Here is a 13,301-nt window from a genome sequence, read left to right as displayed (position 1 = left end):
GCATCGCGCAGCCCCGCACGCCGCACACGTGATCGCGCACAGCGCAACACGCATCACCGCGTGTCGACCGTTCTGACGAGGGTGGGTCAGGGGATCTTCCGCTCCAGAGCCGGGCTGTCGGTCGACGGCCGTTCTCTCACGCCTCGGCGGCACGCCTCGGACCGAATGTCCGTGGTCGTTCGTACCGTGTGGGTATGAGGATCCTGCACACCTCCGACTGGCACATCGGTCGCACCTTCCATGGCAGCTCGACCATGGACGCGCTGGCCGAGGTGCTCGACGCGCTCACGGCGCAGGTGCGGGAGCACGCGGTCGACGTCGTCATCGTCGCGGGAGACGTGTTCGACTCCGCGACCCCTGCGGGAGCCGCGTACACGCTGCTGAGCGATGCGCTCGTCTCGCTGCACGACGCCGGGGCGCGCGTCGTCGTGACGAGCGGCAATCACGACTCGGCTGCACGACTCGGGTTCCAGGCGCGGCTGCTGCGCGACGGCATCCACGTGCTGACCGATCCGCTCGCGATCGGCGATCCGGTGACGATCGACGACGAGCACGGGCCCGTGCGGTTCTACGGTATTCCCTACCTCGAGCCGGCGATCGTGCGCCAGCACTGGAACGACGTCGAGATGCGCACGCAAGCGCAGACACTCGCCCACGCGATGGACCTGGTGCGCGCGGGGATGACCGAGAACCCGGGGCGCTCGATCGCGATCGCGCACTGCTTCGCCGCGGGCGTCGACGCCACGATGGGCCTCGAGCGCGAGGTCCGTCAGGGCGGACTCGATGTCGTGCCGCTCGCCGTCTTCGACGGCCCCGACTACGTAGCGCTCGGTCACATCCACGGTCGTCAGCGGGTGAGCGAGCGCGTGCGATACTCGGGTGCGCCCCTGCACTACAGCTTCGGGGAGCAGAGCAAGCCCCGCGGGTCCTGGCTCGTCGACCTCGACGCCGACGGACTCGCGGATGTGCGCTGGCTGGAGCTCCCGGTGCCGCGCCGCCTCGTCACTCTCACCGGCACGATCGACGAAATCCTCTCCGCCGAGAACGTCGCCGCGCATGCGGACGACTGGGTGTGCGCGGTGTACACCGACGCGCTCGCGCAGACCGAGCCGATGCGCCGACTGCGTGAGAGCTATCCGTACTGCGCGATGGTGCAGCACCGGCCCGACGTCGCGGAGGAGACCGTCGAACGCTCCTACGCCGACCGTCTGCGCGGCGCGGTCACCGACACCGAGCGCATCGAGGCGTTCCTCGAGCACGTGCGCTCGGGTCACGGGCCGACGGAGCGCGAGAGGGAGCTGATCCGCGAGGTGCTCGACGACCGCGTGCGCGCGGATGCGCTGATCTGATGCAGCTGCATCGGCTCGAGGTCGAAGGCTTCGGCCCTTTCCGTGCCCGTCAGAGCGTCGATTTCGACGCCTTCGCGGATGACGGCATCTTCCTGATCGCGGGGCGGACGGGGGCGGGCAAGTCCAGCATCCTCGATGCCGTCTGCTTCGGTCTGTACGGCGGTGTGCCACGCTACGACGGCGGGGACAAGCGTCTGCGCAGCGACCACTGCGAGCCCGACGACATCACCGAGGTCGTGGTCGAGTTCAGCACTCCGGCCGGCCGCTACCGCGTGCGGCGCTCACCCGAGTACGAGCGCCCCAAACGTCGCGGTGGCGGCATGACGACCCAGGCCTCCGCCGTGCAGCTGGACACCATGGTCGCCGGCGAATGGGTGGGACTCGCCGCCAAGGAGCGCGAGGCCGCGTATGAGCTCGATGAGATCCTGCAGCTCAGTCGCGAGCAGTTCCTGCAGGTGATCCTGCTGGCGCAGAACCGGTTCTCCGAGTTCCTGCTGGCAGGGAGCCGCGACCGTCAGGCGCTCTTGCGCCGACTCTTCGGCACCGAGCGTTTCGAAGACGTGCAGGCGCGATTCGAGGAGCGACGCCGTGCGGCTGAGGAGGAACTCCGTGCAGGCCTCGCCGCTGTCTCAGCGCGACTCGACGAGGCGGAGCGTCTCGTCGTCGCGCTCGCCGCGACCGTGCCGGAGCAGGAGGCCGCTCTGAGCATCGACCCGCAGGACGCCCCTCGCACGACGGAAGAACGCCTCGAGGAACTCGACCGTGCCCGTGCGCGCGCGGACTATCGGGCCGAACGTCTCGCCGCCGAGAAGGTCGAGGCCGAGGAGCGATCGTCGCAGGCCGACGCCGCGCTCGCCGCCGCGAAGGAGGAACAGCGTGACCAGCAGGAGCGTGACCGTGCACGGCTGGCGCTCGCGACACTCGACGCGGAGGAGCCCGCGATCGCGGCAGCGAGGGAGGAACTCGCGCAGGCGCGGCTGGCGGAGAGCCTGCGGGCGACCATCGCGTCCGCGTCCCGTGCATCTGCGGCGACGGTCGCGGCGCGTGATGCGGAGGCCGAGGCGCGGCGCAGCTGGGAATCGCTCGACGTCGACACGGACGATCTCGACGAATGGATCGCCGAGCGCACCCGCGAGTCGGGCGTGTGGCGGCGCGCTGAGGAGCTCGAGCGCGCGCTTCCGGCTATCGAGGCCGAACTCGCGAGGGCAGGCGACGCGGTGTCGGCGGCGACGACGCGACTCGCGACGATCGACGCGGAGCGGGACGGCCTGCCCGCCCGCCAGGATCAGCTGAGCCGCGAACTCGACGACGAACGTCTCACCGCCGGTCGAGTGGAGGTGCGGTCGACGGAGGCCGCCGCAGCGACTGCGAGACTCGCGGCCGCCGTCGAGGTCGCCGGCCTCGAGAGCGCCGAGCAGTCAGCCGAGCGCGCTCTCGTCGAGATGAGCGCGACACTGACATCGCGCCAGAGCGAACTCACCGCGCTGCGGAAACGCCGTCTCGAGGGATTCGCGGGCGAGCTCGCGTCGGAGCTGCAGGACGGTGCTGCCTGTCCCGTCTGCGGCGCGCACGAGCACCCTGCGCCCGCCCTGCATGTGGATCCCGTGTCCGCCGAGGACGTCGCCGAGGCCGAGACCCGCCGCGACGCCGCCGCAGCGGCGGAACGAGATGCGAGCGAGCGGCTCGGCGCAGTGCGGTCCGATCTGATCGCTGCGCGCACGCGTGCCGACGGACGCGACGTCGACGCGGCCACGAGCGAACAGGAGCGGAGCGCACGGGAGCACGAACTGGCGGCAGCCGCCGTCGAACGCGTCCGCGTGCTCGAGTCGAGCCTCGTCGACCTGCAGGCCCGGGCGAACGTTCTGCAGGCCGAGCGCGATTCGGCGACCGCCGCGCTCGCGGAGGTCAGAGAAGCACAGGGGCTTCTCGCCCAGCGCGCGACCGAGGCGAGAGCCGTGGTCGCCGAGGCGCGCGGGACGCACCCCTCGGTCGCCGAGCGACTCGCATGCTCCGACGGCGAGGTCGCTGCGGCCAGGACGCTCCTCGACGCGAGCGCCGAGCTCGTGCGCCGGCTCGACGCGGCCACCGCGGCCGACGCGGAGCTGGCGGCCGCTCTCGACGACTCGCCCTTCCCGGATGCCGCGGCCGCCGACCATGCTCTGAGATCCGCTGCAGCGCAGGAGGCGCTCGACGAGCGCATCGCCCAGCACGCGGTGCAGCGCGAGAAGGAGCGCGCGATCCTGCTGCCCCTCGAGCTGCGGACGCTGCCAGAGGAGCCGATCGACCTCGGTCCCGCCGAAACGCGATCCGCCGAGGCCCGTGCGCGCTGGACCGAAGCCGTCACCGCGGCCGAACGTGCCGCGGGCGCGGCCGAGAGACTGAGCGGTCTCCTCGCGGACGCACGAAGCGCATATGAGCGATCGGCTGAAGGCGCGGCGGACTTCGACGTGCTGCGCGGACTCGCGGATGCCATCGCGGGGCGCGGAGCGAACACGCGCAAGATGACGCTCGAGACCTTCGTGCTCGCGGCCGAGCTCGAAGAGATCGTCGACGCTGCGAACCGACGCCTCGGCGACATGTCCACCGGACGCTACCAGTTGCGCCACTCCGACGCGCTCGCCGCCCGCGGCGCCGCCTCGGGGCTCGGCATCGTGGTGTTCGACGCCTACACGGGGCAGACGCGACCGGCGCAGTCGTTGTCGGGCGGAGAGACGTTCCTCAGCTCGCTCGCCCTGGCGCTCGGACTCGCCGAGGTCGTCACGGCGAGAGCCGGCGGCATCCGACTGGACACGCTGTTCATCGACGAGGGATTCGGATCACTGGACGGCGACACGCTCGACGTCGCCATGCGCACCCTCGACGAACTCCGTCAGGGCGGACGCACGGTCGGCGTGATCAGCCACGTCGAGGCGATGCAGGAGCAGATCCCCGCGCAGCTAGCGGTACGGGCGACCCCTCAGGGGCCGAGCGTGATCGAGACGCGCTGACTCGAGCGACTCCCGGCCGGCGGGCCCTGGTCCTCAGACGCCGTATTCCTGGCGGATCGTCTCGCGCAACATCACGCTGCAGTGGGCGATGGCCGCTCGGAAGTCGACCAGAGCGCCGTCTTCCGCCCGATCCGAGATCGCGCGGAAAGCGCGGATCGGCACGCCGAACTGCTGGGCGACCCAGATGTACGAGTACGTCTCCATGTCGACCAGACCCGCGCCGGACGGGCGGATGACCGCGGTGATGCCGGCGTCGCCGACGAAGCTGTCCCCGGTCGCGATCAGCACACCCTCGCGCCCGGTCGACACCCGCGCGGGCAGCGACACGTGCTGTCCGGCCACGCCGTCGAGGTCGAACACGTCGTGCTGCAGTGCGCTTCCGATCTCGTGCACGACCGCGTCGAGCTCGGGGTCGATGCCGCCGGCCGTGCCGACCACCACGACCTCCTCGTAGTCCTTCGCAGCGAGCGCGCGCGTGAGCGCGTAGGTGGCCTGCATCTTGCCCTCGCCGGTGACGAGGCGATCGAACCCGTCGAGGTCGTCGGGGAAGGCCTGGAGTTCGGATGCCATGGCGGCGACGAGAAGTCTCACCCGTCCATCCTCCCACCCCGCGAAGGGACGGCGTGGCGTGCGCTCACCGTCACGCCGATGTAACACTGGGAGAGGATACTGATGGCGAGTAGACCGGAGGATCACGTGTCCCTGCAGAACCAGATCTCTGAAGCGCTCGGTGTGAAGCCCGAGATCGACCCCGCGTCCGAGGTGGAGCGACGTGTGCAGTTCCTCGTCGACTACCTACGAACGACCGGTGCGAAGGGCTTCGTGCTGGGCATCTCGGGCGGTCAGGACTCCACGCTCGCCGGGCGCCTCGCCCAGCTGGCTGTCGAGCAGGTCCGCGCAGAGGGCGGGGAGGCGAGCTTCCTCGCGGTACGTCTGCCCTACCGGGTGCAGCACGACGCCGCGGATGCCGAGCAGGCGCTCGCGTTCATCGCCCCGGATTCCTCCGTCGAGGTGAACATCCAGAACGGCGTCGACGGCGTCGAGGAGGACATCGAGTTCGCGGTCACGAGCGACATCAGCGACTTCAACCGCGGCAACATCAAGGCGCGCGTGCGCATGGTCACGCAGTATGCGCTCGCGGGTCATGACGGCAAGCTCGTGATCGGCACCGATCATGCGGCCGAGGCTGTGACCGGCTTCTACACGAAGTTCGGCGACGGTGCAGCCGACATCCTGCCGCTCTCGGGACTCAGCAAGCGACAGGGACGCGCACTGCTCCTCCACCTCGAGGCGCCGGAGCGGCTCGCCTTCAAGGTACCCACGGCCGACCTGCTCGACGGACAGCCGGGACGTGCGGACGAGGACGAGCTCGGCCTCACCTACGAGCAGATCGACGACTTCCTGGAGGGGCGCCCGGTCGACCCCGAGGTGGCGGGTCGCATCGAGTCGCGGTACCTCGCGACCCAGCACAAGCGCAACCTCCCCGTGACCCCCGACGACACCTGGTGGCGCTGACACGCCACCCCTGATCCGACGCCCGTGTCGGATGCCGCGGCTAGGGTCGAAGCATCCGAGGGAACGGGAGTATCGTGCGGATCGACACCCAGGCGCAGCGCGTCATCTGGAGCGCCAGCGACCTCAAGGCGGCCGCCGAGTGCGAGTTCGCCTGGTGTCGGGCGATCGATGCCAAGCTCGGCCGGGTGCCCGCAGTCGAGGAGCCGGAGGACGCGACTCTCGCCCGCGCCGCACGCCTCGGCGACGTGCACGAGCAGAACGTGCTCGATCGCTACATCGAGGAGTTCGGCGACGCCGCCGTGCACCGCATCGAAAAGGTGTCGTCGGTGGATGCCGAGGCGCTCGCCGCCGCGGTCGACGAGACCGTCCGCGCCCTCGCCTCCGACGCCAGGATCCTGTTCCAGGCGGCCTTCTCGACCGAGGAGTTCGTCGGATTCGCCGACTTCCTCGCACGCGAGGACGATGGTCGCTGGCGTGTGCAGGACTCGAAGCTCGCCCGCACGGCACGCGTCACCGCGCTCATGCAGCTGGCGGCATACGTCGACCAGCTCGACCGGCTCGGCGTCCCGCGGTCCGACGAGGTCGACCTGATCCTCGGCGACGGCACCCTCAGCACGCACCGCGTCGACGACCTGCTCCCGTTGTTCCGCGTGCGCCGCGCACGGCTTCGGGCTCTCATCGCCGATCGTCGCATCGACGACCCGAGCCCCGACGCCGCACTGGCCTGGGGGGACGACCGCGGCAACCTCGAGGTCGTCGCCTGCGGGCGCTGTGCCACGTGCGAGGAGCAGGTCGTCGCCCACCGGGACCTCCTCATGGTCGCGCGGATGCGACCGGTGCAGCGCGCGCGTCTCCGCGGCGCCGGCATCCAGACGATCGACGCCCTCGCCGAGGCCGTGAGCCCGCCCGAGGGCATGAACGCCGACACCTTCGAGACTCTCCGTTCCCAGGCGCGGCTGCAACTGCGCGCAGAGGAAGACGACACGCCCACGTACGACGTGCACTACGCCGCCGCCATCCACACGCTGCCCGTGCCGAGCCGCGGAGACATCTTCTTCGACTTCGAAGGCGACCCGCTGTACACCGAACCTGCGCCCGCGGGGCAGGCGCAGTGGGGCCTCGACTACCTGTTCGGCTGGGTCGACAACGACGATCAGTACTCGGCCCTGTGGGCGCACGACTTCTCGGCCGAGCGAGCGGCGTTCGAACGCTTCCTCGATTTCGTCGCGGTGCGCCGGTCCGCGCATCCCGGCATGCACATCTACCACTACGCGCCCTATGAGACCTCTCATCTCGTGGCGATGGCTGCGCGGTACGGGGTGCGCGAGGGCGAGGTGGATCGGTTGCTCCGCGAGGGGGTCTTCGTCGACCTGTATCCGCTCGTGCTGCGGACGGTGCGTGTGGGATCGCGGTCGTACTCCATCAAGAAGCTCGAGCCGCTGTACATGGGTGAGGAGGTGCGCACGAGCGATGTGCAGAAGGGCGACGACTCGATCGTGCAGTACGTCGCCGCACGCGAACTCGCTGCGGCCGGGGAACAGGACGAGGCGGATGCGGTGCTCGCCGACCTCGCGGACTACAACCGCTACGACTGCGTGTCGACGCGGCGGCTGCGCGACTGGCTCATCGAGATCGCCCGCCGCGAGGGCGTGTACCCAGCGCCTCCGGACGAGCCGGACGAGGTCATCTACGAGCCGTCCCCGCGTTCGGTGGCCCTCCTGGCCGACGCCGAGCGGGAGGTGGCCGAGGGCGGTGACGGCGAGCTGTTCCGCATCGCCGCCGCCGCGATCGACTACTTCCCGCGCGAGGCGAAGAGCTTCTGGGTCTCGCACTTCCAGCGGCTGCGCGAACCTGTGACGATGTGGGACACCACCCGCGACGTCGTGCGCGTGGAGCGTGCCACCTCCACCGTCGTGCGCGACTGGAGCATGCCCGAAGGGCGTCGGGTGCTGTCGCGCGACGTCGAGATCCGCGGAGAGGTCTCGCCCGGGACGACGCTGGGCGAGGGCGCGCAGCCTTTCGCCCTGTACGAGGTTCCTGCGCCGTTCGACACCGAGGTGCCGTCGCGGGCCGTGCACGTGCCGCACACCGTGACCGTCGCCGGCGTGCTCGACGACGGCTACCTGATCACCGAGACCGCCGTGCAGGGCCAGACATGGGAGGAGTTGCCACTTGCGCTCACTCCTGCAGCGCCACCGCGGGTCGTGTCGCTGCAGGGAGCGATCGACGAGTGGGCCGACACGGTGCACGACGCGGCCCCCGGCCATCCGCGGGATGCCGCGACCGATATCCTCCGTCGGATCCCGCCTCGCACGCTGTCGGGTGATCCGCTGCCCGCGGAGGGCGGTGACACGATCTCGGCGATCGTGCGCGCCGTCCGCGACCTCGACCGCAGCTATCTCGCGGTACAGGGGCCTCCGGGCACGGGCAAGACCTACACCGGGTCACGGGTCATCGCGCGGCTCGTCAACGAGCACGGCTTCCGGGTGGGCGTCGTGGCGCAGTCCCACGCGATCATCGAGCACCTTCTCGAGCGCGTGGTCGCCGACGGGGTGCCCGCCGCGCAGGTCGCGAAGGCTCCGAAAAACCCGTCGTCGGAGCCGTCCTACACGGTGATCCCGAAGAACGGGATGGCGCCCTTCCTCCGCGAGAACGAGGGTCGGGGCGTCGTCGTCGGCGGCACCGCGTGGGATTTCAGCAACACGGCGCGCGTGGACCGGGCGGGGCTCGATCTCCTCGTCGTCGACGAGGCGGGGCAGTTCTCCCTCGCCTCCACCATCGCGGTGGCCGCAGGGGCGCAGCGTCTGCTGCTGCTCGGCGACCCTCAGCAGCTGCCGCAGGTGAGCCAGGGTGCGCATCCCGAACCCGTCGACACCTCCGCGCTGGGCTGGGTGATGGACGGCGATGCCGTGGTGCGTCCCGAGTACGGCTACTTCCTCGAGAAGTCCTGGCGGATGCATCCGGCCGTCGCCTCCGCGGTGTCGGCGCTGTCGTACGCGGGCCGTCTCACGTCGGCGCCCGGGGCCGAGAAGCGCTCTCTGGAGGGCATCGATCCCGGTCTCCACGTGGTCCCGCTCCGGCATCGGGGCAATGCGACGCAGTCGGCAGAGGAGGCTCAGGAGGTCGTCGCCCTCGTGCGCGATCTCCTCGGCCGCCGGTTCACGGACAACGACCCCGACGCCACGACGCGTCCGCTGGGGCAGGCCGACATCATCGTCGTGACGCCGTACAACGCGCAGCGTCAGCTCGTTCTCGACGCTCTCGCGCGCGCCGGGTTCCCCGACGTCCCCGTGGGGACGGTGGACAACTTCCAGGGCAAGGAGGCAGTGGTCTCGATCACCTCGCTCGCCGCGTCCAGCGGGCGCGACGCTCCCCGCGGCCCCGAGTTCCTGCTCATGCAGAACCGTCTCAACGTGGCGATCTCCCGGGCCCAGGTCGCCGCCTACCTGATCCACTCCCCGGCGCTGCTCGACGATCTGCCGCGCACACCCGAGGGCGTCGCGCGGCTGAGCGCCTTCGCTCGACTCGTAGGGGCGGCCGCGGAGTGACGGCAGGAGGACGCATGTCGGAGATGGCGCATACGCGGGACGAGATCCTCCGCGCGGCGGCGGACTGGGCGTGGACGCCGCGGGACGCCGAACGGGAGCAGAGCCACCTGCGGCTCGTGCACTACCCCGAGCGTCTGGGTGGCGGAGTGAGAGGCTCGCAGGTCGCGTCGTCGCTCGCCGCCGCCGACGTGCTCGACCACGCACTGCGGCAGACCCGCACGTGGGGCGCCGCGACGCTCACGTTCTGGACGAATCCCGCTGACTCGCCCGACCTCGAGGACGAGCTCCGGCGGCGCGGTGCCGAACACGTCGACACGGTCACGATCTTCGCGCGCGCGGTCGCGGAGCCGCCGATCGCAGTGCCGGACGGCATCACCGCCGAGATCGTGCGCACGGTGCCGCAGGTGCGTGAGATGGATGCCGTCAACGTGCCGGTCTGGGAGCAGCAGCCGCTCGACGCGGACGGCCTGCGCATCGAGCACGAGGAGATCGAATCAGCGCTCGCCGTGGGGGAGGGGGTGCGAGTGCTCGCCCGCATCGACGGTCGCGCCGTGAGCACCGGGGGGTGCACGATCGTCGACGGATTCACTCGACTGTGGGGTGCCGCGACTCTCGCTTCAGCCCGGGGACGCGGCGCCTATCGCGCAGTGCTGGCGGAGAGGCTGCGGGCGAGCGCGGAGCTCGGAGCGCGAACCGCCCTCGTCAAGGGCCGTGTCTCCACGTCGGCGCCGATACTGCGGCGGGCGGGATTCACGCAATACGGCGAAGAACGCGCCTACCGGATCTCGGTCTGACCGACCGCAGAGCGTTGCTCACGCGGACCGGCGCGCCCAGAACGGTCAGACCGTGCCGTACAGGCGGTCTCCGGCGTCGCCGAGGCCGGGCACGATGTACCCCTTCTCGTTGAGCCGCTCGTCGAGGGCTCCCAGCACGAGCGTGACGTCGCGGTCTCCGACCATCGCCTCGATCGCGGCGACACCCTCGGGCGTGCCGAGCAGGCAGATCGCCGTGACGTCCTTCGCACCACGGTCGAAGAGGAACTGGATCGCGGCGGCGAGTGAGCCGCCGGTCGCGAGCATCGGGTCGATCGCGAAGCACTGGCGATCGCTGAGGTCCTCCGGAAGGCGCTCGGCGTACGTCGTGGGCTCGAAGGTCTCCTCGTCGCGGACCATGCCGAGGAATCCGACCTCCGCGGTCGGAAGCAGCTTCACGAGGCCCTCGAGCATGCCGAGGCCGGCCCGCAGGATGGGGACGACGATGGGCCGCGGCTCCGAGATCTTCACGCCCATGGTCGTGGTCACCGGGGTCGTGATCTCGATCGGGCTGACCTTGACGTTGCGCGTCGCCTCGTACGCGAGCAGCGTCACGAGCTCCTCGGTCAGCTGCCGGAAGACCGGCGACGGTGTGCGGTGGTCGCGCAGCACGGAGAGCTTGTGGGTGACGAGGGGGTGGTCGGCGACGTGAACACGCATGGATACAGGCTAATGCGCCGCACGCCCACGCACGACATCGGAAGCGCGGACACGGGCTGTCGTAGGCTCGACGCATGACCGCCGCCGACCGCTCCGCCATGCGTCGCGCGCTCGAACTCGCGGCCGAGGCGGCGGGGGCGGACGAGATCCCGGTCGGCGCCGTCGTCCTCGACGCGCAGGGGAGCATCGTCGCGGAGGGCCGTAACACCCGCGAGGAGACGCACGATCCGACGGGTCACGCCGAGGTCGAGGCGCTGCGCCGAGCCGCGGCATCCCTCGGCTCCTGGAACCTCGACGGACACACCCTCGTCGTGACCCTCGAGCCCTGCGTCATGTGCGCGGGCGCGATCCTGCAGGCGCGCATCCGGCGCGTGGTGTTCGGGGCGTGGGACGACAAGGCGGGCGCTGCCGGCTCGATGTACGACGTCCTCCGGGACCGCCGCCTGCCGTATCGGGCCGAGGTCGTCGGCGGGGTCGAGGCCGAGGCCGCGACGGCGCTGCTCCGGGCGTTCTTCGAACAGCGCCGCTGACCGGCATCCGCTCGACAGACGGAGTCGGGCTCAGTCCGAGGACTTGAGCACGAAGACGTCGGTCGAGGGCTCGGGGTCGATCGCGGGGCGGTACACGTCCGGCTCGATGTAGATCACGCGGGCGATCGGCAGCGCCTCGCGGATGCGGGCCTCGATCGCGTTGATGTCGTCGGCCGCCTCCCGCAGGGGCTTGTCGGCGTTGAGCGCGATCTTCGCCGCGACCATGAGCTCGTCGGGCCCCAGGTAGAGGGTCTTCATGTGGATGATCTTCTCGATCTCGTCCCCCGCGGTGATCGCGTCGACGATGCGGTCGTGGTCGGCGGCGGTCGCCCCCTCGCCCACGAGCAGGCTCTTGGTCTCGACGCCGAGCGTGATCGCGATGATGACGAGCAGGATGCCGATCATGAGCGTGCCGAGCGCGTCGAACACCGGGTTCCCGGTGATGATCGTCAGGCCGACGCCGAGCAGGGCGAAGGTCAGGCCGGTGAGGGCCCCGACGTCCTCGAGCAGCACGACCGGCAGCTCGGGGGCCTTGGCTCGCCGTACGAACGACACCCAGGACTGGCCCTTGTCCCGCACGAGGTTGCTCTCCTTGACGGCGGTGCGGAGCGAGAAGGACTCGAGCCCGATCGCGATCACCAGCACGACGACCGGCAGCCACCACCAGGTCTCGTCGAGCTCGTGCGGGTTGGTCAGCTTCTCGATGCCCTCGTAGATCGCGAACAGACCACCGAGGGAGAACAGGATGATCGACACGACGAACGCGTACACGTAGCGCTCGCGACCGTAGCCGAAGGGGTGCGCCCGGTCGGCTTCCCGGCGTGACTTGCGGCCGCCGAGCATGAGGAGCAGCTGGTTGCCGGAGTCGGCGACCGAGTGGATCGCCTCGGCGAGCATCGACGCGGATCCCGACAGCGCCCACGCGAGGAACTTCGCCAGGGCGATCCCGAGATTGGCCAGGAACGCCGCGATGATCGCCTTGCTGCCGCCTGATGCACTCATGGGTCGAGTCTAGGACGGGCTCTCCGAGGAACCGGGGTGCGCCCGCCGTAGGATGACGACATGGCTGACTCTCTCCCCGCCCTCGCGTTCCTCGGTGCCGGATCGATGGGAGGCGCGATCCTCCGCGGAGTCGTGGCATCCGGCATCCCCGCCGACGCGATCACCGCGACGAACCGCACGCCCGAGAAGGCCCAGGTGCTCGCGGAGCTCGACGGCGTGACGAGCATCGCGCTGTCCGAGCGGCCGGACGGCAACCTCGACGCCGCTCGCGACGCGCGCATCGTGCTCGTCGGCGTCAAGCCCGCCATGGTCCCCGACCTGCTTCGTGAGATCGCGCCGGTCCTCGCGGAGGACGCGATCGTCGTGAGCCTCGCCGCCGGAGTCACTCTCGCGACCTTCGCGGAGGTACTCGGGGACGACGCCCGTGTCGTCCGTTCCATGCCGAACACCCCCTCGACGATCCGCAAGGGCGTCACCGGGCTCGCCGCGGGTGCAGCGGCGACTGCGGAGGACCTCGCCCTCGTCCGTCGCCTGTTCGAGACCGTCGGCGTCGTGATCGAGGTTCCGGAGTCGCAGATCGACGCCCTGTCGACGATCTCGGGGTCCGGCCCCGCCTACGTCTTCCTGCTGATCGAGGAGTGGACGAAGGTCGGTGTCTCGCTCGGCTTCAGCGAGGCGGATGCACGCGTCATGGCGGAGCAGACCTTCATCGGATCGACGGCGCTGCTGGAGGCCTCGGGGGAGACGCCGGCCGAGATGCGGCGCCGCGTGACCAGCCCCAAGGGCACGACGGAGCGGGCGATCGCCGTGCTGCAGGATGCGCACCTGGCCGACACGTTCGCGGAGGCCTCGGCCGCCGCCCTCGCTCGCAACAGGGAACTCGCGGCGGGGAAGTGAC

General features: G+C 70.6%; 10 protein-coding genes. 7 read left to right on the top strand and 3 right to left on the bottom strand.

The genetic code is table 11. The features are described from left to right. Positions 1-194 precede the first annotated feature (194 nt). Together AKH00_RS06255 and AKH00_RS06250 are read left to right on the top strand one after the other, a co-directional pair. Positions 195-1,349, top strand: coding sequence for an exonuclease SbcCD subunit D (locus AKH00_RS06255; protein ID WP_050721768.1), 1,155 nt, complete (start codon positions 195-197; stop codon positions 1,347-1,349). Then, positions 1,349-4,336, top strand: a complete 2,988-nt coding sequence (locus tag AKH00_RS06250; RefSeq protein ID WP_050721767.1) for an AAA family ATPase — start codon at positions 1,349-1,351, stop codon at positions 4,334-4,336. The genes AKH00_RS06255 and AKH00_RS06250 overlap by 1 nt, the downstream gene beginning before the upstream one ends. Before the next feature lie 33 nt (positions 4,337-4,369). Here the strand turns inward: AKH00_RS06250 and AKH00_RS06245 are convergent, their stop codons facing one another. Beyond that, complete coding sequence (locus tag AKH00_RS06245; protein WP_050721766.1) at positions 4,370-4,927, bottom strand: phosphorylase family protein; 558 nt, start codon at positions 4,925-4,927, stop codon at positions 4,370-4,372. Positions 4,928-5,008: 81 nt separating this feature from the next. On the opposite strand from AKH00_RS06245, the gene nadE reads away from it, so the two are divergent. From nadE to AKH00_RS06230, 3 genes are all read left to right on the top strand, one after another. Beyond that, complete coding sequence (gene nadE / locus AKH00_RS06240; protein ID WP_327037261.1) at positions 5,009-5,851, top strand: ammonia-dependent NAD(+) synthetase; 843 nt, start codon at positions 5,009-5,011, stop codon at positions 5,849-5,851. A gap of 74 nt (positions 5,852-5,925) precedes the next feature. After that, positions 5,926-9,399, top strand: coding sequence for a TM0106 family RecB-like putative nuclease (locus AKH00_RS06235; RefSeq protein WP_082297434.1), 3,474 nt, complete (start codon positions 5,926-5,928; stop codon positions 9,397-9,399). A gap of 14 nt (positions 9,400-9,413) precedes the next feature. Continuing rightward, positions 9,414-10,193 carry a hypothetical protein gene (locus tag AKH00_RS06230; RefSeq protein ID WP_050721764.1) on the top strand — a complete coding sequence of 260 codons (780 nt, stop codon included), beginning with the start codon at positions 9,414-9,416 and terminating at the stop codon, positions 10,191-10,193. A 45-nt stretch (positions 10,194-10,238) separates the two neighbouring features. Here AKH00_RS06230 and upp read toward each other — a convergent pair whose 3' ends face one another. Continuing rightward, positions 10,239-10,871, bottom strand: a complete 633-nt coding sequence (gene upp / locus AKH00_RS06225; RefSeq protein WP_050721763.1) for a uracil phosphoribosyltransferase — start codon at positions 10,869-10,871, stop codon at positions 10,239-10,241. A 74-nt stretch (positions 10,872-10,945) separates the two neighbouring features. Between upp and tadA the strand changes: the two genes are divergently transcribed. After that, positions 10,946-11,401: a tRNA adenosine(34) deaminase TadA gene (tadA, locus tag AKH00_RS06220; RefSeq protein ID WP_050721762.1), complete on the top strand. Its 456-nt coding sequence runs from the start codon at positions 10,946-10,948 to the stop codon at positions 11,399-11,401. A gap of 30 nt (positions 11,402-11,431) precedes the next feature. Here the strand turns inward: tadA and AKH00_RS06215 are convergent, their stop codons facing one another. Further along, a complete protein-coding gene (locus AKH00_RS06215; RefSeq protein ID WP_050721761.1) occupies positions 11,432-12,403 on the bottom strand; it encodes a cation diffusion facilitator family transporter in 972 nt (323 codons plus the stop codon). A 60-nt stretch (positions 12,404-12,463) separates the two neighbouring features. Here AKH00_RS06215 and proC point away from each other — a divergent pair, with 60 nt between their 5' ends. Beyond that, positions 12,464-13,300 carry a pyrroline-5-carboxylate reductase gene (proC, locus tag AKH00_RS06210; RefSeq protein ID WP_050721760.1) on the top strand — a complete coding sequence of 279 codons (837 nt, stop codon included), beginning with the start codon at positions 12,464-12,466 and terminating at the stop codon, positions 13,298-13,300. Position 13,301 lies beyond the last annotated feature (1 nt).

Source organism: Microbacterium sp. GCS4 (genome assembly GCF_001262495.1).
In the GTDB taxonomy this organism is placed as follows: domain Bacteria; phylum Actinomycetota; class Actinomycetes; order Actinomycetales; family Microbacteriaceae; genus Microbacterium.
Note: the sequence above shows the minus strand (reverse complement) of the source record. Positions and strands in the feature narration are given on the sequence as shown.

Bases quoted from the DNA above. Each gene is read 5' to 3' on its own strand.
- tadA (WP_050721762.1), top strand. From the start codon at position 10,946: ATGACCGCCGCCGACCGCTCCGCCATGCGTCGCGCGCTCGAACTCGCG.
- upp (WP_050721763.1), bottom strand. From the start codon at position 10,871: ATGCGTGTTCACGTCGCCGACCACCCCCTCGTCACCCACAAGCTCTCC.
- AKH00_RS06250 (WP_050721767.1), top strand. From the start codon at position 1,349: ATGCAGCTGCATCGGCTCGAGGTCGAAGGCTTCGGCCCTTTCCGTGCC.
- AKH00_RS06255 (WP_050721768.1), top strand. From the start codon at position 195: ATGAGGATCCTGCACACCTCCGACTGGCACATCGGTCGCACCTTCCAT.
- AKH00_RS06215 (WP_050721761.1), bottom strand. From the start codon at position 12,403: ATGAGTGCATCAGGCGGCAGCAAGGCGATCATCGCGGCGTTCCTGGCC.
- nadE (WP_327037261.1), top strand. From the start codon at position 5,009: ATGGCGAGTAGACCGGAGGATCACGTGTCCCTGCAGAACCAGATCTCT.
- AKH00_RS06230 (WP_050721764.1), top strand. From the start codon at position 9,414: ATGTCGGAGATGGCGCATACGCGGGACGAGATCCTCCGCGCGGCGGCG.
- proC (WP_050721760.1), top strand. From the start codon at position 12,464: ATGGCTGACTCTCTCCCCGCCCTCGCGTTCCTCGGTGCCGGATCGATG.